The sequence below is a fragment of the Clostridium drakei genome (assembly GCF_000633595.2).
Lineage (GTDB): Bacteria > Bacillota > Clostridia > Clostridiales > Clostridiaceae > Clostridium_AM > Clostridium_AM drakei.
Window position 1 is genome coordinate 1 of record NZ_JIBU02000081.1, and the last position, 20,940, is coordinate 20,940.

Annotated in this window: 14 protein-coding genes and 1 other annotated feature; of the genes, 8 read left to right on the forward strand and 6 right to left on the reverse strand. The window is 27.5% G+C overall.

From position 1 onward, the window contains the following. Positions 1-404 precede the first annotated feature (404 nt). From EG57_RS0224360 to EG57_RS0224370, 3 genes are all read right to left on the reverse strand, one after another. Complete coding sequence (locus EG57_RS0224360) at positions 405-1,088, reverse strand: aspartate/glutamate racemase family protein (protein ID WP_278246493.1); 684 nt, start codon at positions 1,086-1,088, stop codon at positions 405-407. A gap of 24 nt (positions 1,089-1,112) precedes the next feature. Further along, a complete protein-coding gene (gene pdxR, locus EG57_RS0224365; RefSeq protein WP_032079672.1) occupies positions 1,113-2,576 on the reverse strand; it encodes a MocR-like pyridoxine biosynthesis transcription factor PdxR in 1,464 nt (487 codons plus the stop codon). A gap of 223 nt (positions 2,577-2,799) precedes the next feature. Continuing rightward, on the reverse strand, positions 2,800-3,354 hold the full coding sequence (locus tag EG57_RS0224370; protein ID WP_032079673.1) for a nitroreductase family protein: 555 nt from the start codon (positions 3,352-3,354) through the stop codon (positions 2,800-2,802). A 424-nt stretch (positions 3,355-3,778) separates the two neighbouring features. Between EG57_RS0224370 and EG57_RS0224375 the strand changes: the two genes are divergently transcribed. From EG57_RS0224375 to EG57_RS0224390, 4 genes are all read left to right on the forward strand, one after another. Continuing rightward, positions 3,779-4,678 (forward strand): sensor histidine kinase, encoded by a 900-nt coding sequence (locus EG57_RS0224375; protein WP_032079674.1) that lies wholly within the window; start codon positions 3,779-3,781, stop codon positions 4,676-4,678. Positions 4,679-4,702: 24 nt separating this feature from the next. Then, complete coding sequence (locus EG57_RS0224380; RefSeq protein ID WP_032079675.1) at positions 4,703-7,807, forward strand: DEAD/DEAH box helicase; 3,105 nt, start codon at positions 4,703-4,705, stop codon at positions 7,805-7,807. Between the two features lie 202 nt (positions 7,808-8,009). Next, positions 8,010-8,217 (forward strand) — a binding site (T-box leader). Positions 8,218-8,439: 222 nt separating this feature from the next. Next, positions 8,440-9,861, forward strand: a complete 1,422-nt coding sequence (locus EG57_RS0224385; protein WP_032079676.1) for a sodium:solute symporter family protein — start codon at positions 8,440-8,442, stop codon at positions 9,859-9,861. Between the two features lie 62 nt (positions 9,862-9,923). After that, positions 9,924-11,216, forward strand: coding sequence for a lactate racemase domain-containing protein (locus EG57_RS0224390; protein ID WP_032079677.1), 1,293 nt, complete (start codon positions 9,924-9,926; stop codon positions 11,214-11,216). 141 nt (positions 11,217-11,357) lie between these two features. On the opposite strand, the gene EG57_RS0224395 is transcribed toward EG57_RS0224390, so the two are convergent. Continuing rightward, a complete protein-coding gene (locus EG57_RS0224395) occupies positions 11,358-11,828 on the reverse strand; it encodes a hypothetical protein (protein WP_032079678.1) in 471 nt (156 codons plus the stop codon). A 238-nt stretch (positions 11,829-12,066) separates the two neighbouring features. Here EG57_RS0224395 and EG57_RS0224400 point away from each other — a divergent pair, with 238 nt between their 5' ends. From EG57_RS0224400 to EG57_RS0224410, 3 genes are all read left to right on the forward strand, one after another. Continuing rightward, positions 12,067-12,918 (forward strand): CAP domain-containing protein, encoded by an 852-nt coding sequence (locus EG57_RS0224400; protein ID WP_032079679.1) that lies wholly within the window; start codon positions 12,067-12,069, stop codon positions 12,916-12,918. Between the two features lie 730 nt (positions 12,919-13,648). After that, positions 13,649-14,776 carry a glutamate 5-kinase gene (gene proB / locus EG57_RS0224405; RefSeq protein ID WP_032079680.1) on the forward strand — a complete coding sequence of 376 codons (1,128 nt, stop codon included), beginning with the start codon at positions 13,649-13,651 and terminating at the stop codon, positions 14,774-14,776. Between the two features lie 27 nt (positions 14,777-14,803). Beyond that, the gene (locus EG57_RS0224410; protein WP_032079681.1) at positions 14,804-16,060 is read left to right on the forward strand and encodes a glutamate-5-semialdehyde dehydrogenase; all 1,257 of its coding nucleotides are present in this window, start codon (positions 14,804-14,806) and stop codon (positions 16,058-16,060) included. Positions 16,061-16,150: 90 nt separating this feature from the next. Here EG57_RS0224410 and EG57_RS0224415 read toward each other — a convergent pair whose 3' ends face one another. After that, on the reverse strand, positions 16,151-16,525 hold the full coding sequence (locus EG57_RS0224415; RefSeq protein ID WP_032079682.1) for a Zn-finger containing protein: 375 nt from the start codon (positions 16,523-16,525) through the stop codon (positions 16,151-16,153). Positions 16,526-16,933: 408 nt separating this feature from the next. Between EG57_RS0224415 and EG57_RS0224420 the strand changes: the two genes are divergently transcribed. After that, positions 16,934-18,646, forward strand: coding sequence for a methyl-accepting chemotaxis protein (locus EG57_RS0224420; RefSeq protein ID WP_032079683.1), 1,713 nt, complete (start codon positions 16,934-16,936; stop codon positions 18,644-18,646). A gap of 43 nt (positions 18,647-18,689) precedes the next feature. Here EG57_RS0224420 and EG57_RS0224425 read toward each other — a convergent pair whose 3' ends face one another. Next, entirely contained in the window at positions 18,690-20,684 is a 1,995-nt protein-coding gene (locus EG57_RS0224425) for a methyl-accepting chemotaxis protein (protein WP_032079684.1), read from the reverse strand. Between the last annotated feature and the right edge of the window lie 256 nt (positions 20,685-20,940).

The window sequence follows — 20,940 nt, forward strand, 5'->3', positions numbered from 1 at the left end:
CGCCTTGGCTTTAAGTGTTATAAATGTTATGGTTGAATATAACTTTCAAATACTAAATCGGTTTATAACAATTTAATTACGTGCGTACACTTGAAGTTACTAGTTTGAATTTTAACTTTTATGCAGTGATATATGATAAGTGTTTCATCACATTAGCTAAATTGTTTTAATATTATTCTTAGATTGAGGATTTGGAAAGCCTTAGAACTTTAGTCCTGTCTGAGGGAACCGAGTTTGACAAAGTTCTTAGGTTTTCCAAATCTTCAAGCTTTAGAATAATTAAAACATTTAGCCGTGATGAAACACTTATCATATATCACGGAGTAAAAGTTAAAATCCAAACTTCCACTGCACCTTTGCGTCGTAATATGCTTAGAATTTGTATTAACAATTTAGATGTTATTTTATCTTAAAGCAAATTTAACAGCAGAAACAGCATGTATTGTTGTTGTATCAAAAACTGGAATGTCAACATCTTGTTGTTTTATAAGCAGTGGTATTTCTGTACAACCTAATATTACTCCTTCAGCACCATTTAATTGTAGATTTTTTATTATTTTTTTATATTTTTCTTTTGAAGAATCATTTGTTATGCCTTTACATAGTTCAGTATAGATAATTTCATGAATTATATTTCTGTCGGATTCATTTGGAATGATTACATCAATATTAAACTTTTCTTTTAATACTTTTTTATAAAAATCTTGTTCCATAGTAAATTTAGTTCCAAGCAATGCAACTTTTTTTAGTTTTTTTTCAATTATCTTATAACCAGTTGCTTCAGCTATATGTAAAACTTTTATTCCTACTCTACTTTCTATGGCATTTGCCATTTTATGCATTGTATTGGTGCATATTACAATAAAATCTGCACCTGCATCTTTAAGCTTTTTAGCAATATTCACCATAATATCAGTTAACTCTTCCCATTTATTTTCATGCTGTAATATCTCTATTCTTTCAAAGTCTACTGAATACATTAAGCATTCAGCAGAGTGAAGTCCTCCTAATTTTAATCGGGTGGTTTCATTTATAATTTTATAATAATCTAGGGATGATTCAAAACTCATTCCACCAATTAAACCAATTTTTTTTAATTAGTACACATCCTTTTAAATTATTTCATTCAAAGTATTTTTTAATCTTTTTATGCCTATAACTATTTCTTCTTTTTTAGGATAAGTAAAATTTAGTCTAATAAAATTGCTTTTTTCTTTATTTTTAGCATAAAAGAAATTTCCAGGAATATAATTTACTTTATTTTTTATTGATTTTTTTAATAATAAATTTAAATCAACATTGTTTAGTAATTTACACCACAAATAGAATCCTCCTTGTGGTTTGTAAAACTCTATTTCTGTAAAGTTTTTTTCTAATTCTTTAATCATTAGATCTCTTTTGAAGGTATATTCTTTTTTTATTCTTTTAATATGATTTTCATAGTAACTTTGCTTTAGAAATTCACATATCATATGTTGGCTTAAGGTATTTACATGCAAATCAGTTAATTGTTTAAATGAACCTAATTTATTTATTACCCTTTCTGGTGCAACTATCCAACCAACCCTAAGCCCTAAAGAAATGACTTTTGAAAATGTGCTTAAGTAAATAACATAATCATTTTTATCTAAAGCTTTTAAAGGAGGTAAATCTTTTCCTTCATATCTTAGTTCACCATAAGGGTCGTCCTCAATTATAGGAATACCATACTTTTCAATAATGATGATAAGTTCATATCTTCTTTCTAAACTCATTGTAATTCCAGTTGGATTTTGAAAATTTGGAATGCTGTAAATAAATTTCGGTTTTAATTTATTTATTAAGTATTCTAGTGCATCAACTTGAATTCCATATTCATCAACGGGTACTGCTACAACTTTAGCACCTAAAGCTTCAAATAATTGAATAGCACCAAAGAATGTAGGTTCTTCTACTAAAATTATATCATTAGGACTTACAAAAGCTCTTACAATTAAATCCAATCCTTGTTGAGAGCCTGAAGTAATCATTATGTTGTTAGTAGATATTCTAATTTCTCTATTTAGCATCAAGTTTTTTATTTCTTTTTTTAGTTCCTTGTACCCATTTACTGGACTGTGTAAAAACATGTTTTCTACTTCATCTTTTAATAATTTGATTTGAACTTTTTGAAATTCACTTTTGGGAAACAGGTCAGGTGATGGAATACCACCAGCAAAGGAAACTATTTCATTATTCCCAATATCCATTATTCTACTAATAACATCATTATGACTATTTCTTGAATTTTTACTGTATATTTCATCCCAAAATAAATGTTTTCTAAAGCTTGAGGATCTACTTTTTAGTGTATTTTTATCACAGAAAACAATATAGGTTCCTTTACCAATCTGTGAATCAATAAGACCTTCAGCTTTAAGTTCTTCATAAGCTTTAACAACTGTACTTCTATTGACATGTAATGTTTTTGCAAGCTCTCTTTCAGATGGTAATATGTAATCCAAAGGAAGTCTTTTTAAATAAATCATATCTTTTATTTGATTTTTAATTTGAAGGTATAAAGCAGTTTTGCTATTTCTTTCAATGTTAATTTTCATATAATCACTCACTTAGCTAAGTTTGTTTATAGTTTTATTATATCAATTTTATTCTACTAAAAAACCTCCAATTTAATGTTTTATAATACCATCCACTTAATTAATGTATAATTTACATTAATTATATAATAATTAAATGCAAAATATTGGCAAAGGCATATAGATAACAAAACAACACTAATACTTGTGAGCATTAATGATGTTTTGTTTCAAAATATAAGAATCACTTGATATAATTAACTACATTTAAGTTTCTTTTTGGTACAACTATTTCTTTATCACTTGATTTATAGCCAAGTGCAACTCCATAATAAGGTTCATATCCTTCAGGTATTCCAAGTTTCTTTACCTCATCTTCCAAACTGAAGAAAAATGTTAATAATCCAATCCAAACAGAACCTATATTTAAACTTTGTGCGGCAATAAGCATATTTTCAATTGCTGCTGAACAGTCTACTTTAGGTGCCATAGCACTTTTTTTGCCAGATACAATAATCAATGTTGGCGCATTATAGGATATGCTTATATTGGGATTTAAACCCATATTTTTTACCCAATCAATTTCTGATTTAGCCATTAAATCCTTACATTTTTTGCTTATATAATCTAGTTTTTCTTTATTTTGAATAACAGTAAAATGCCAAGGTTGGTCATTATGTGCAGTAGGTGCATAAATACCTGCCTCAATAATAGCTTGTAATTCCTCTTCTTTTATTTGATCTGGTTTATAAGAACGTATGCTTCTTCTATTTCTAATAGTTTTTAAAACTTCATTCATAAAAATCGGTTCCTTTCTTAAAATTATTGTATTACAAGAATAACAGTAAAAATATAATATTTGAAGTACGCACAAATTTGGAACATAATATCAAAAATGATACTGTTAATTTAATTAGTATATTTTAAAAATTTAAATTTATGTAAGAAAAATAGAAACAATAGAATAAATTGTGTAAATTAAGTTTAATTCTACTTGTAAGTAGGATATAATAAGTATGTAAATAATAGAAAATCGGTATTAAAATTTGGTAATTGTATTAAATATGATAGAAGATAAAAATATTATATTTATATAAGTTAATTTGAACTGGATTATTAATATTATATATCAACTAAATTTAAAATTTTAATAAAAAACAGTATTAATACCTGTGAATATTAGTGCTGTTTTTGTATTTCTATTTTAGAAAGGCAGGGACAAGGTGGTATACATAATTATATTTTTATTAATTATATGTGCATTTTTGATTTTTCGTCTGTTTTATATAGAAGGACAAATAAAAAATATAATAAATCAAATTGTATATATTAATGCAAATGAGGTAGATAAAAAAATAACTATAGGATTATTAAACAAAAAAATTGAAAAGCTGGCTGAGAAAATAAATGAAATTATACAAATAAAAAAACAAAGTGAAGCAAATAAAGTGAAGCTTGAAAATGATTTAAGGCAAACTATTGCAAATATGTCACATGACCTTAGAACGCCTTTAACGTCAATAATAGGATATATTCAGTTTTTAAAATTAGATAATATAAGTGAAGATGAAAAGAAGGAGTATTTAGATATAGCGGAAAAGAGGGCAAAGGCACTAGAAGTTTTGCTAAATGATTTTTATGAGTTATCCTTAATAGAGTCATTGGATTATGAATTAAATTTAGAAAAATTGAATATTAATAAAATATTGCAAGAATGTATATTAGGAAAGTATACTGATTTTACAAATAGAGATATAAATCCAAGAATAGAAATACCTAAAAATAGTATATATATTATAGCTGAAGAAAAATCTTTGCAGCGTGTAATTGAAAACTTATTAAGTAATAGTGTTAAATATGCAAAAGATAATGTAGAAGTATGTTTAAAATTAGAAAAGAATACTGCAATATTAGAAGTGAAAAATACTGTTGAAGATTTGACTTTAGATGATGTGAAAAATATTTTTAATAGATTTTATATGGCAGATAAAATACGAAGTGGAAAAGGAACTGGTCTTGGACTTGCTATTGTAAGGGGATTAGTCCACAAGATGAATGGTAGTATAACAGCAGATATTAAAGAGGATGTATTAAGTATTTGTTGTAGATTTCAAAAAGTGTGAGTAATATAGGAAAGTGGTGAGAAAATGAATTTGAGGGAATTGGAAGAAATAATTTTCAAACCATCATCTAATTTTATGAGAAAAAGCGGAGAAAAGATATTTAAAGAAGGATTGGTTTCAAATATAAAAGGAAAAAACATAAATAGTATATATCACATATATGGAGATGTGAATCAAGGTACCAATGAAAAAAAGTTTAAAACATATATAAAAATAAATTTATTAAACAAAAAATTAGAGGATGTAAGCTGTAGTTGCAGTGATTTTAAAGAAATTTCCCGAAGTAAGAAGTTATTTATGTGTGAACATCTAACAGCTAGTGCGTATAAATTTTTGAACTTTTTTTATAATAAGAAAACCGTAAAAAAAGATTTATATGAAAATGGTAAAAAAGTTATAATAAATATAGATGTAAAGATAACTTGCAAGTTATGGAAGGGAAATACTAGCTATGAATTGGAATTTAGGTTAGGTAAAGAGCATAAATATTTGATTACTAACATAAATAGTTTTATTTCTCACATAGATAATAAAACAAGTATTTCTTTTGGTAGTCAATTCATTTACAATCCTATTAAGTATACTATTCATCCTGAAAGTATGAAAATTATATACTTTATTAAAGAATATATTTATAGAAATAAAGGAGCATTGACATCAGCAAGAAATTTAGTAATCAAGCCTGATGAATTAAGAGGATTTTTACAGTATGTTTGTGGAAGTAAAATTATATTTAAATATAATGCTATAGAATATAAAACATTGGTAACAAATGAAGATTTACCTCTTAGCTTTACACTTAAAGAAAGAAATAAGTGTTTTGTATTAACAACTCATAAAAAGTTGCCTGTTGCTTTAAATGAAGATAAAGATGTATATCTTTTTAATGATAAGCTTTATTTGCCTTCAAATAATCAAATTAATAAATATATTTCTTTATATAACAAATTTAAAATAGAAAATGAAATTTTGTATGAAAAGACTATAGAAAATTATAAAAAAATTATTATAGTACTTAGCAGTATATCAAAGGATGTTACTGTTTCAGAGAGTGTAAAAAGGTTTGGATCTAGTTCATTTAAATTGGATTTTTTAATTTATGAGGAAAATTCCAACGTCTATTGTGATGCTTTTATAACTTACAACAAGGAAAGATTTAATATATTGGAAAATGCTAATAATAAAGAAAAGCTTATAAGAAATTTTAATAAAGAAGAAAAAGTTATTATGAAGCTTGAATATTATAAATTTATAAGAAGAGAAAATCGATTTATGTTTATTGGCAATGATGAAGAGTTTTTTCATATTTTGAGAAATGGTAAAGATAGTATACATTCCTTAGGCAATGTTGTTATAGGAGATGGATTAAAAAATAAGGTTTATAACTCATCGTTTATAAAATTGGATTTATATGAGGAAAATGGATATTTTAAACTTAATTATAATATTGGAGATGTTGAAGCAAATGAATTTAATAGCATTTTTCAAAGCTATAGATATAATAATGAATTTTACAAAACTGAGCATAATAAATTTATAGATTTTGAAGATGAAGGCATAATAAGTTTATTTAATTTAATACAAGTGTTAAATATTAATGAGAATATAGAAGATACAATAGTTATAGATAAAAATAAAGCTTTATATGTAAAAGAAGGCTTGGAAAATAGAAATTTTAGGTTTACTAGGGGAGAAGAAATATTAAAAAATATAGAAGCTAGGATTGAAGATATAAATCATGACAAAGTAAGTGTGCCTAGTAATTTAAAAACAGAACTTAGAAAATATCAATTTAACGGATTGAAGTGGTTTAAAAATTTAAGTGAATTAGAATTAGGTGGTATTTTAGCTGATGAAATGGGTCTTGGTAAAACAGTACAAACAATAGCATTCATCATGTCAGAAGAAAATAAGAAAACTTTAATAATCACTCCCACATCATTAATTTACAATTGGAAAGATGAAATAGAAAGATTTGCACCTGATTTAAATGTGGGAATTGCGTATGGAAGCAGTGTGAAATATGAAAAAATAATAGATGAACATGAAGTGATTTTAACCACTTATGGAACTTTAAAAAATAACATTGATGAATATGAAAATATTGAATTTGATTATTGTATCATTGATGAAGCACAAAATATAAAGAACCCTTTAGCACAAGTTACAAGAACTGTTAAACACATTAAAGCAAGAGTAAAGTTTGCACTTACTGGAACTCCGATTGAAAATAATTTAGTAGAGCTTTGGTCTATATTTGATTTTATAATGCCTGGATATTTGTATTCAAAAGAAATCTTTGAAAAAAAATTTATTTTGGATGATGATTGCGATTTGCATAATATTAAGTTATTAATAAAACCTTTTATTTTAAGAAGAACTAAAAAGGAGGTTATAGAAGATTTACCAGATAAAATAGAAAAAAAGATATTAGTTGAAATGACATTAGTTCAAAAATCAATATATAATTCTTATATAAAGGGTGTTAGAGAAAAAGTAAAAAATAATTATCAAGGAAAAATAGAGGTTTTTTCTTATCTAACGAAGTTAAGACAAATTTGCTTAGACCCATCTATTATATTTGATGAATACAAAGGAGGAAATGGTAAGCTTAAAGTGGCACTATCATTAGTAAAAGAACGTATAAGCTCTGATGGAAAGGTGCTTTTATTTTCTCAATTTACTTCTGTACTCAAAAAAATAGGAGAAGCCTTAAAAGAAGATGATATTGAATATTTTTATTTAGACGGTTCGACTAAATCTAAGGAAAGAATTAGATTAGTAAATGAATTTAACAGCTGCACAAAAGTAAAGGTATTCTTAATTTCATTAAAGGCTGGAGGAACTGGACTTAATTTAACTTCAGCAAATTTAGTTATTCATTTTGACCCATGGTGGAACCCAGCAGTAGAAGATCAAGCTACGGATAGAGCGCATAGAATCGGACAAAAAAATGTGGTAGAAGTTATTAAATTAGTTGCAAGAGGAACTATAGAAGAAAAAATCATTTTATTACAAGAGCATAAAAAAGAATTAATTCATAACATTATCACAGGAGAACTTAAAAATAGCAATGTAATAAATAAATTATCAAGAGAAGAATTAATACAGCTTTTTGATAGGTGTTAGAAATGCTATAATATCATAATTGTGAGTTGAAACAATTAAAGATGAAAGCACTAAAAATGAATATTGGTATATTTTCAAAGAAATATAAAGAAATTTAATGTAAAATAGATAAATTAACGATTACATTTATGAATTTGGCATATTGTAAACTTGCATGGCTTAAATTTATGATTTATAATTTGAAACAATAAATGTAGCAAATTTAAAAGCGATGATGGAAAGAGTAATTGTGCAGATTCAAAAAGAGAGCTAATGGTTGGTGGAAATTAGCGATGAAGCATGGTGAAGTTCATTCCTAAGTTTCAGGTTGAAATTAAGTAGACCATGACGTAAGACCTACGTTACAGGTAAAAGTGGATTATTTATGTAATCAATCAGGGTGGTACCACGAGAAAAAACTCGTCCCTTTTCAAGGTACTTTTTTTATACCCAAAATTCATAAATAATTAAATAGAGTGGTACCGCGATGTTTTCGTCTCTAATTTTGTTAGAGACGATTTTTTTAATGTTTTTGATGTATCACTATACAGTGTTAAAAATAATAATTTTACTTTTAAGAATATAAAGTTTTCGCGAAAATTTATATAAATACATATGAAATTATTGAACTTATAAAATGAGGAGGGCTATTTATGAATATATCTTTTATAGTTGTAGCTATTTATGTTGTTATATTATTTTGTATTAGTTTTTATGCTAGAAAAAAAGCATCATCTGGGGCAGAAGGTTATATATTAGCAGGCAGGGGATTAAATACTACCCTTATAACTGTTACAATGGTGGGACTTGCTATAGGAGGTTCATCTACTATAGGTGTAGCTGAACAAGCTTATAAGGTAGGACTCTCAGCAGGATGGTATACTGTTGCATGGGGTGTAGGTTCTATTCTTATGGGATTAATAGGAGCAAAGAAGTATAGACAGTTAAATGTTTCTACAGTACCAGAAATGTTTGAAAGATTTTATGATACTAAAGGAAGAATAGTTTGTGTAATAGGACAAATAGTAATTCAGCTTATGATTACTTCACTTCAATATATAGCAGGAGGAGCAATTTTATCTTCATTACTTCCAGCCGTATTTACATTGAAAACAGGAATGATTACTACTGCAGTTGTATTTGTAGGAATAACTTTTATTGGGGGTATGTGGTCTACGGGACTTTGTAATTTATTTAATGTACCTTTAAAATATATGGGAGTCATTGTAGTTACATTGTTAGCAGTAGCTTTTAGTGGTGGAATTCATACTATGGTTTTAAAAGTTCCAAATGCAGCTACTTATTTTCATCCAGTGAATGGATTAGGGTTGCCTACAATAATAGTATGGTTTATAGTAATGATAACAGAATGTTTTTCACTTCAAGGTGTTGTACAAGTTTCTTTCTGTGCAAAGGATGCAGATGCTGCAAGAAAAGGATACATATTAGGAGGTCTTTTAATGATTCCTATTGGTTTCTTTGCAGCAATGCTTGGAATGGTTGCTAGAGTATCATATCCAGGTGTAAGTGCTACTATGGCACTTCCAATGGTTATTACATCTTTAAATCCATTACTTGCGGGTATAACTTTAGCAGCTTTATGGGCAGCTGATATATCAACAGCTTGCAACATGCTTTTGGGTTCAGCAACTTTATTTTCACAGGATATATATAAGAGATTTGTTAACGAAAATATAGGGGAAAAAGAACTTATGAAAATTACTAAATTCTTTGTAGTAATTTTAGGAGTAGTAACATTCTTTATAGCTATTCAAGCAAAGGGAATATTGAGTTTATTAATGATGGCTTTAAGTTTAACTACTGCTTTTAGTATAGTATTTATATTTACAACATTTGTACCATCTATTTGTAGAAAAAATTCGGCATTTAATACAGCAGTAGCAGGAATTATAGTGTTAGTAGTATGGCAGTTAGTACCAGCAGTAAGAATATTACCTCATGTCATATATGCAGAATGGATAGTTTGTCTTATAACATTCTTAATAACTCCATTGTTTGATAGAAAAGCAATTAATGCTGCGGAAGGAATTGAAGTGGTATTAAGTGAAAATTAAATTTATGAATCATTGGAAGTTAATTTTTAAATAATTACATTATAAAAGGGGGCATTTTTAATATGAAAAAGGTTGAAATGAATTATGGAAGCACATCTATGGAGGTATGTATAGAGGAAAAAAATTTAATTGGGGTAATTGAATCTAATAAGTTAAAAGAAGAAAAAAGTGAAGATGAAATCATTAAAGAGGCTTTAGAAAATCCAATAGGAAGTGCCAGACTTAAAGAACTTGTACATCAAGGAGAAAAGGTATGTGTGGTAATTCCAGATGTTACTAGAGCATGGCAAAAAACAGGTAAATATTTAAATAAAATAGTAGAAGAAATAAATGCTGGTGGAGTTCAGGATAAAGACATAGTCTTTATAAGTGCATTGGGGTCGCACAGAAAGCAGACAATAGAAGAGCATAAAAAATTGCTTGGGGAAAAACTTGCAGCTAGATTTGAGGTTATAGATCATGATTGTTATGATAAAGATAATCTAGTATATCTTGGGGAAACTACTTATGGAAATTCTGTTTACATAAATAAAATTGCCATGGAATGTGATCATATAGTAATAACAGGTGGTATAGTATATCATTTACTTGCAGGTTATGCAGGAGGAAAGAAAACTATTTTACCAGGTATATCTGGTGCAGAAACTATAATGAAAAATCATTCACTTTCCTTAAATGATAATTTAGGTGAAAGTATAAGAGATGGTGTATATCCAGGTGGTATAGAAAACAACCCTGTACATCAGGATATGCTTCAGGCTGCTAGCTTTGTAAGGCCAACATTCATGTTTAATGTAGTAATGGGTTCAGAAGGACAAATAGCTGCTGCTGTAGCAGGAAACTATATAGCTGCCCATGAAAAGGGAATGGAAATTTTAAAGAATATAGATGGAGTAGGTATAAAAGAAAAGGCTGATTTGGTAATTGCAAGTTCAGGAGGATATCCAAAGGACATAAATTTGTACCAAGCTACAAAAACATTGACAAATGCTAGAGAAGCAATAAATGAAGGTGGATATATGATTGCACTTCTAGAGTGTAGAGAAGGCCTTGGAGGAGGAAAAGAAATTCAAGATTTAATTTTGAACTATGATAATATATTTGATAGAGAAAAATTTGTTAGAAATAATTTTTCCATTGGAAAATTTATAGCATATTGTATGTGTGAAACTGCTTATAAATTTAAAGTTATTTTGGTATCGGATATTAAGCAGGAGTTAGTTAAAAATGCTAATATTACTGTTGTGAAAACTGTAGATGAAGCTTTGAAAATAGTGTATAAAGAAAAGGGAGAAAATGTTAAGACTTATTTGATGCCTCATGCTGCAAATACACTACCAATACTTAAAAAATAAAATGTTATTAAGGTTGCTATAATTATGAGAAGTATAAGAGCTTAATTAATTATAGCAATCTTAAAGTATAAGAATAAAAAATATAATTCTTAAATTATGATAGCATTAGAAAATTTATTTAAATATATTAGAAAATATATATCAATAGATTATGTATATAGTGTATCCTGGTATGTTTGAGTAAGGGATTCCTATACTTAATAATTTAGAATTTTTTATTCTATGAGCACATATATATGTACCTGAACATTTTCCAAAGTCTATAGTCTTTTTACAAATTTCTGAATCCTTGATTAAAACTAAATCTAGTTGAGTTTTTTCAATATTGATATTGTAATCTATTATAGGAATTTTAATATCTGAATAATTCAAAGTCTCTAGATTCACATCTTCTGAGGTCATTAATAGAACGTTTTTAACTAATAATATTAATTCAGATAAATCGTTAGTTCTTCTTTCTCCATAGGTGTTCAATTCTTTTTTCATCAATTCATTAAATTCTAGATAATCTCTAGCACTTTTTAGTGCAACCTTTTTTCTTCTAGATTTTTCATATAATAATGGTTCTTTTTTATGAATATTAATATTTTTAATGCTTTCAGTATTGTCCATATGTACAACTCCTTTATGACTGTTCTTAATAAATTAATTAGTATAAAAAACCAATTACATAAAATATGTATATTTATATAATAATTATAAAATTAAAATATGTAAATATATATTATAGATAAATTTGTATATTTTAATTTTATTGTGTAAAAACTTACATAAATAAAATATATAATATCTACTAATAATATAGATGTTCATTAAATAATATAAATTTACAAAGAAAGGTGTGAATGCAGTGAAAAAGAAAATATCTATTCTTTCTATATGTATATTATCCCTTTCCTTATTTGGATGTACAGCTAAGCAAAATGCTACTATGCAAAAGAAAGCTCAGCCTATTGGTGGAATAGAATCTTCAGCATATGGAACGGAAAATGTTCAAAGAATAAAGATAGCTAATGACAATACTAGTATAAGAAAAAGTTGTTCTAATGAAGCACCTATAGTACAAAAAACGAATAAAGGAAATTCCTATGATGTAGTTAGTAAAGTTCAAGATTGGTATGCAGTAAAGCTCCCTGACAATTCAATTGGTTTTATACCTACAGAACAAGGTAAAGCTGTGGTAGTTGATGACAAAAAGCCTCAATCTACACCTGATAACACTGCAACAGCACCTCAAGGAAGTACTACTGGAGGTGCCGCACAAGGAACAAATATACCCAAAACACCAAGTGCACAAACAAATTCTAGTACTTTAAGTTCTTCAGAGCAGCAGATGATAAAGATGGTAAATGATGCTCGTGCTCAAAATAATTTACCTGCACTAAAGGTTGATACTCAATTATGTAATGTAGCTAGAATTAAAGCTCAAGATATGATAGATAATAACTATTTTAGTCACAGTTCACCTAAATATGGAAGTCCTTTTGATATGATGAAATCATTTGGAATAAAATACGTTTCAGCTGGTGAGAATATTGCTGGTAACCAGAGTGTTCAAAATGCTCAAAATGCGTTGATGAATTCTCCAGGACATAGAAAAAATATATTAAATCCTGATTTTACTCATATAGGAATAGGCATAAGACAAGGTGGACCTTATGGTAATATGTTTAGTCAAATGTTTATAAGTAGACCTCAATAATATAACTATAATTTTCATATATGATGAAGTAAGCTATATTTGTACCTAATTAAATTTACAAAATAGGTATAATATAGCTTATTTCTATTTTTATAAGAGCTGATAAATAAACTATATTAAAATACTAAATTATTATATTTATATTATTTATAATCTTATCCATATTATTAAAAAAAATGTTACTAAGCTTTTAAAAATAGCAAATAAAATAATGTATGAGAATAACAAAAAAACATTTAAAAGATTAGAAATATATATATGTGGTTGCATAAGTAACAAATATGTATTATTATATATGAAAAGAAAATTAAAAATTATAATATTTTGAAAGTTTTACAATAAGAATTAAGATGTGGGCAAGGACATCAAAAATATATTTGTTTAATTAAGTTTTTGATATTTTTTACATTATAAAACTTAATTGAACTTATTTAGTGACTCATTAAATTTGTATTAAGTATTGTAAATAGTGATCACTACAAAAAAACAGGGAAGGTGGTAAAAAATCTGCTGCAAACTTTGTCAATGTGGACAGGTCAATTTTTAAAGTAATCATTTCATGATAAATTATGATAAGTAGGTAAAATTCATTTCATTAATAAAAATTATAATTTAAATTGAATTCCATAAGATAGAATGAGAAGTTATAAATTTTACAGTGTATTATTTTAATAAACTATGTTTATATTTTAAGTGGCGGGTTTAAGTTGCATTTTGTAACTAAAAGATTATGGAGCTTAGGAAAAAATATTTAAAAAACGTAAAGAAAATAGTTGTAAAGGTTGGATCTTCTACTTTAACACATAAAAGTGGTTTCTTGAATTTGAATCAAATTGAAAAAATTGTGAGACAAATAGCTGATTTGCATAATGAAGGTAAAGAGGTTGTGTTAGTTACATCAGGAGCTATTGCTGCTGGAATTGGAAAATTAGGGCTTAAAAGGAGACCTAAAACAATTCCAGAAAAGCAAGCTGCAGCTGCTGTAGGTCAGGGAATACTTATGCATATGTATGAAAAAATTTTTTCGGAATATGGAAAAGTAGCTGCACAAATTCTTATAACAAAGGATGATATTTCTCATAGAACTAGATTTTTAAATGCAAGAAATACATTTTTGGCTTTAGCTGAAATGGGAGTAATTCCTATAGTAAATGAAAATGATGCTATTATAGTAGATGAAATAAAATTTGGAGATAATGACACTTTATCTGCTACTGTAGCTTCTTTTGTTGAAGCTGATTTATTGATTTTGCTTTCAGATATTGAAGGATTATATGATAGTAATCCAAGAGTAAATGCTAATGCAAAGCTTATACATGAAGTTAAAGAAATTACAGAAGAAATTGAAAATTTTGCTGGAGGTGCCGGCTCTTCATTAGGTACAGGTGGAATGACTACAAAAATAAGTGCTGGAAGAATTTCTACTGCTGCAGGTGTTTCAATGGTAATAGCAAATGGTGAACATGAAAATGTTATAAGGGATATTGTCAATCTAAAAGAAGTTGGTACACTATTCGCACCGAATGAACATCCACTTCCACTTAGGAAGCACTGGATTACCTTTAGTACTGATATAAAGGGAAAGTTAGTAGTAGATGATGGAGCTTTTGAAGCTATTTTTTATAATCATAAAAGCCTTTTGCCTAAAGGATTAGTGAATGTTGAAGGCTTTTTTGAGCAAGGTCAAATTATATCTATTGAAAATCTTAAAGGTATAGAAATAGGAAGAGGAATAACTAATTATAGTTCAAGTGAAATTGAACAAATTAAAGGTTTGAATTCAGATGAAATAGAAGATAAATTGGGTTACAAAAATTATGATGAAATAATACATTGTAATAATATGGTCATATCCTAAAAAATAGACTAAAGGAAGGGTGCAAAGATGGATATTAATAATTATATATTTGACAAAGCCTTAAAGGCTAAAGAGGCATCAAGAAAACTTGCTTATATAAGTACTGAAGAAAAGAATAAAGCATTAATTAATATGAGTGAAGCTCTAATAAATAATGAAAGTTTTATACTGGAACAAAATGAAAAAGATTTAAAGGAGGGCAAAAGCAATGGCATGACAAAAGCTTTGCTAGACAGGCTGGCTTTAAATCATAAGAGAATAGAGGATATGGCACTAGGTCTGAAAAATGTTGCTTCTATGGAGGATCCTATAGGCCAAGTGTTAAAAATGTGGAAAAGACCTAATGATCTTCAAATAGGACAAATGAGAGTACCACTTGGAGTTATAGGAATTATTTATGAAGCAAGACCCAATGTTACTGTAGATGCAGCAGCTTTATGCATAAAGTCTGGAAATGCTGTAATTCTTAGAGGTGGAAAAGAAGCTATAAATTCTAATAAGGCTATTGCAGATACTATAATTAAAGCAGGAGAGTTATCAGGACTTCCAAAGGGAAGTATTCAGCTTATAGAAGTTACTGATAGAGAAGGAGTTAACTGCATGATGAAATTAAGTGGGTACATAGATGTACTTATTCCAAGAGGTGGAGCAGGGCTTATACAAAATGTAGTGAAAAATTCTACTGTACCTGTAATTGAAACTGGAGTTGGAAACTGTCATGTATATGTAGATGAGAATGCTGATTTAGAAATGGCTGAAAATATAGTTGTTAATGCAAAAACTCAAAGACCTGCGGTATGTAATGCTATGGAAACATTGTTAGTTCACAAAAATGCTGCGCCAAAATTTTTACCAAAGCTTGGTAAAAATTTAAAAGCTTTAGGCGTTGAAATAAGAGGGTGTAAGGAAACAGAAAAATATATAGAGGATATAGTTTCAGCTGAGGAAAAAGATTGGAAAACTGAATATTTAAATTTGATTTTAGCAATTAAGGTTGTGGATTCTATGGATGAAGCAATGGATCATATTTATAAATATGGAACAAAACATTCTGAAGCTATAATCACAAACAACTATAAAAATAGTCAGAGGTTTTTGAATGAGGTTGATGCAGCTGCAGTATATGTAAATGCATCTACACGCTTTACTGATGGAAGTGAATTTGGATTTGGTGCAGAAATAGGAATAAGTACTCAAAAACTTCATGCTAGGGGGCCTATGGGACTTGAACAATTGACTACTATGAAATATATTATATATGGTAAGGGACAAACTAGAAAGTAAAAGAGAGTTATAGATTATAATAGAGTATTAATATATTAATCTTTAAAGATAAAAACTAGAAACAATGTAAAAGTTTCTAGTTTTTTTCATTTAAGTTCTACCATGGAATTCAGTATGACATTTTTTACATGTAATTAATATTTTACCCTTTTTCCGAGGGACTCTAAGCTTTTGAGAACAATGAGGACATTTAAATACTTTATAATATCTAAAATCATTAATTTTCATTTTAAATCTATATATCATTTGTTTAATTATAAGAATGCTATTTTCGAAGCCTTGCAATTCTTGGTATCTTCTATATTTATTTTTTGAAAGAGTTCTCCAAGTAGCATAAATAGCTATCAATATCCCCACGATTACACTATTTCTATTTAGTGAAAAAATAAGAGCAATAATTAAAAGATATTTAGAAAATTTATCTAAGCCATAACAATCTTTTAAATAATAAGAAAACTTATTCAATGTCATTCCTCCTAAAAAATATTAATATATATTACAATTACTGTAGCATATGTGTTTTATCCATTCAAGAAAACATTTTGTTAATTAATTAAGGAAGTTATAAAATTACAAAAAATATAGACTTATATATGAATTATACAAAATAAATATTTTGTATAATTTATTATATCATAATATGGATTATAATCCAGTTATTTTGCAATTCCTGTGTATTATTATTGGATTAAATGTAATTTAATATGATAAAATGAAATTTAATGTACAAAATTTTACATTATATAACAAAAATACTTGAATATTTAATTGTTAATTATACAAAATATTTATCTTGTATAATTTATTCAATACAACATAAAAAAATCAGATATGTATAGTAAAATACATTGGAATTTTAAGGGGGTACAAATTGTGCAGTGGTTTAAAAATTTGAAAATGGTACAAAAATTAATATCGTCATTTCTTGTAGTAGCATTATTTATTGGTGTAGTTGGATTTATTGGAATACACAATATGCAATTAATATATTCTAATGCTAACTCTATGCATGATTATAATCTTAAATCAATAGAAACATTGATGACTATGAAACAAAATTATGCAGATGTTCGATCAGATTTGTTAAAGATTGTATATCAACAGGACTTAAGTGATAAGAACAGTATAAAGAAAGAAATTACTGATTTAAGTGAAAAAAATGATACAATTATAGATAATTATGAAAAAACATTGTTGTCTAAAGAAGAAAACGCAATTTTTCCACAGTTGAAAAAGGATAGAAGTACATATAAAGAAGCATTTACTGCTGTAATAAAACTTATTGATGAAAATAATTATAAAGGTGCACAAGAAAAATTTTCTGATATTACTAAGGCAAGAGCAAAAATTTATGAAGATATGGATAATTTAATAAAGATAAACTCTGACCAAGCAGATAAGGCAGATACTCAAAATAGAAGTACATATAAATCATCTTTTATTAGTACAATTATTATAGGTGTTTTAGGATTAGTATTTGCAATTATAATTGGATTGTTTATAGCAATTATGATTTCAAAGCAAATAAAAAAAGTTTTGATTTTTGCAGAAGCTCTAGGAGAAGGAGATTTAAGTAAGTCTATAGAAGTGGACAGAAAAGATGAAATAGGAAATTTAGGTAAGGCTTTAAATAAAGCTTGTGAAAATATGAAAGAATTAATAAGTTCAATAATGGATAGTGCAGGAGATATAAGTTCTTCTAGTGAGGAATTATCTGCAACTACTGAGGAAATTACATCTATGATGGAGGCTGCAAATGAATCAACTGAGCAAATTTCACAAGGAGCCCAAGAATTGAGTTCCACAACTGAAGGAGTAAATGAGTCTATGCAGGATATTTCTACATCAACTGGTGAATTGCTAAATAGATCAACAGATGCTAAGAATTCTTCAGAAGCAATAAGTAAACGTGCAATTGATATAAAAGAGAAAGCAGCTAAAAACATAAAAGATGGAGAGATAATATATAATGAAAAGCGAAATAATATTATAAAATCAATTGAAGATGGTAAGGTAGTTGAAGAAGTTAAAATAATGGCTGATTCTATTGGAAGTATAGCAGAGCAAACAAACCTTCTTGCTTTAAATGCTGCAATAGAAGCAGCAAGAGCTGGTGAACAGGGAAAAGGGTTTGCAGTGGTTGCTGATGAAGTTAGAGATTTAGCAGAACAATCTTCTCAAGCTGTAACGAATATTCAGAGTATGGTGTCTCAAGTTAAGAATGCATTCGATAGTTTATCAAGAAGTGGACAAGACATATTGCAATATATGGAAAGTATTGTTAAACCTAGCTATGAATTGCTTATGAATACAGGGGTGCAGTATGAAAAGGATTCTGAGTATATAAGAGATATGTCTGAAAAAATTTCAAATTTATCAGATAAAATGAATGATTCTGTAGGTAATATAAGTGATTCAATTCAAAATATATCAGCAACTTCACAGCAATCAGCGGCTGGTTCGGAAGAAGTTACTAGTAGTATAAATGAAATAACAAAAGCTGTAAGTGAGGTTTCTAAATCTGCTCAAAGTCAAGCTGAACTTGCACAAAAACTTAACGAAATGGTTCAAAAATTTAAAATATAAACAAAAAGGCTATCTTAAAAATAATTTTAAGATAGCCTTTACATTATAGTTTAAACTTATCAATTATTTTATTTAAACTAGTTGTAATATTTTTTAGTTCTTCCATATTAGAAGATATAATTTCCATAGCACTAGATTGTTCTTCCATAGAAGCTGAAACTTCTTCAGTAGAAGCAGCAGCTTCTTCAGATATTACTGATATACCTTCAATTGATTTAATGGCAATTTCTTTATTTTTTTCAACTTCATCAATTTCAGCTGTAAGTTCTTCAATATATTTTATCATTTTGCTCATTGAGTCTTCAATGGTTTTAAATGACTGTTCAGATTCAGCCATAGAATTATTAGCTTCTTTGATTATTTTTTCAGCATTTATCATATTTGATTGAGTTGAATTGATTTCGTCTAAAATTTCTTTTATCATATTAGAGATTTCCTTTGTAGAAGAAGCTGTTTCTTCAGATAAATTTCTAACTTCATCTGCCACTACTGCAAATCCTTTTCCAGATTCTCCAGCTCTTGCAGCTTCAATAGCAGCGTTTAAAGCTAACAAATTTGTTTGTTCAGCTATGGATCCTATGGTATTTACTATAGCTCCAATAGATTCAGATTTTTTTGACAAAATATTAATGTTTCTAGCTACTTTTTGGCTAGCATCATTATTTAGTTCCATTTTAGAAGATAAATCTAAAATAGAAGACATACCCTTTTTATTAACATCATTAGTTAAATATGAATATTTTTTTACTTCATTAGTTTTTAATACTATAGCATTTATTTTGTCAGCTAAGTTATTCAACTTTTTAAGTCCTGTTTCTGATTCTTTTGCTTGTTCAATTGAACCTTCTGCTAATTGACTTGTTGCTTTAGCTACATCTGTGATAGACATAACTGTTTGTTCTACAGAAGAAGATACGTTATTTGAATATTTTAATATGTTATCTGAATTATTTTTCAAATCTTCAACAATTTTTCTTAACTCTTCTTTTAAATTCAATACCGAATGAGCAATAATACCTATTTCATCTTTATATTTTAATGCTTTATTAGATTCACTAGCATCATTTTTAAAATCAAAATCTTTTAATTTATTAATATCTCTTGTTATTAAAGATATAGGGCCAGCTAATTTGCTACTAAGATATGAAGCAAATATTAAAGAAAAAATTAGAGATAATATTAATATGATAGCAGCATATACAATTAAAGAATTTAAAGGTTTGTTAAATTCTTTAGTAGGTATAGCAAATCCTATAATCCAGTTTGAAGCTTTTACTTTTGATGACACAAAATATCTATTTGTACCATCATAATCTTTTAAGACAAAGGAATTCTTAGAAGCTATTGACATGTATTTGCTATCAAACACATTGTTTAAATTTTTAAGTTCCTTATCTTTAGGTTGAAAGTCTTTATTTGGATGAATAATGATATTATTGGCTGAATCTATTAAGTAAGAATAACTATTATTTATAGGTGAAGCTTTTTTTATTGTATCGGTAAGAAGATCTAAATTAATATCTGTACTAATAACACCTAATGTTTGTCCATTTTTTGTTATAGGTTTAGCTATAGAAACTACCATTTTTTTTGTAGTTTGATCTAAGAATGGTGATGTGTAAATTAGACCCTTCTTTTCTAGTGCTAATTTGTACCAACTTCTTTGAGTACAATCATAATCTGAAGGAGGATTCCAGCCAGAACCATCTATCATTTTTTTGTTTGTCATTCCAATATAGATGTCAGTAATATTAGAATTCAATTTTAACTTAGATTGAAGATAATTTGATATGTTGTTTTCGTCAAAATTACCTAAATTTTCTATTGCATAGCCTGTTTCATCAAGTATCTTTGCTTGTCCATCAAGCCATCCGTTGATTAATTCTGAATACTTTTCAGAAGCAATCAATGCTTGTTCGTTTGATTGTTTGGTAATAGTTTTGTATGATATAGAATAGCTCATTATAGAGGAAATTAAAATAAGTATAATACATGTTGAAGAAATTGCTAGAATTAGTTTTGATCGTATACTTTTCATAATATATCTCCTTTCTGTGAACCTAATGTCAATTAAATTAAAAAAAGTTGGAACTTACTAGTAATTTCGTTAATAATAGAAGAAACTTGACGAAAATTAACAAAATAGTACGAATTTGCTGAATATAATGCTTGGTTTGAAAATAGAGCTAAAAGAGAATAAAATTTTTAAATCAACATAATGAGCATATTGCGACGTAAGCGAAGTAACTTTCAACTGTATTCCGGCTGATATATGCTGTGAAGGAAAACTCACT

Bases quoted from the DNA above. Each gene is read 5' to 3' on its own strand.
- pdxR (WP_032079672.1), bottom strand. From the start codon at position 2,576: ATGAAAATTAACATTGAAAGAAATAGCAAAACTGCTTTATACCTTCAA.
- EG57_RS0224370 (WP_032079673.1), bottom strand. From the start codon at position 3,354: ATGAATGAAGTTTTAAAAACTATTAGAAATAGAAGAAGCATACGTTCT.
- EG57_RS0224380 (WP_032079675.1), top strand. From the start codon at position 4,703: ATGAATTTGAGGGAATTGGAAGAAATAATTTTCAAACCATCATCTAAT.
- EG57_RS0224385 (WP_032079676.1), top strand. From the start codon at position 8,440: ATGAATATATCTTTTATAGTTGTAGCTATTTATGTTGTTATATTATTT.
- EG57_RS0224390 (WP_032079677.1), top strand. From the start codon at position 9,924: ATGAAAAAGGTTGAAATGAATTATGGAAGCACATCTATGGAGGTATGT.
- EG57_RS0224395 (WP_032079678.1), bottom strand. From the start codon at position 11,828: ATGGACAATACTGAAAGCATTAAAAATATTAATATTCATAAAAAAGAA.
- proB (WP_032079680.1), top strand. From the start codon at position 13,649: ATGGAGCTTAGGAAAAAATATTTAAAAAACGTAAAGAAAATAGTTGTA.
- EG57_RS0224410 (WP_032079681.1), top strand. From the start codon at position 14,804: ATGGATATTAATAATTATATATTTGACAAAGCCTTAAAGGCTAAAGAG.
- EG57_RS0224425 (WP_032079684.1), bottom strand. From the start codon at position 20,684: ATGAAAAGTATACGATCAAAACTAATTCTAGCAATTTCTTCAACATGT.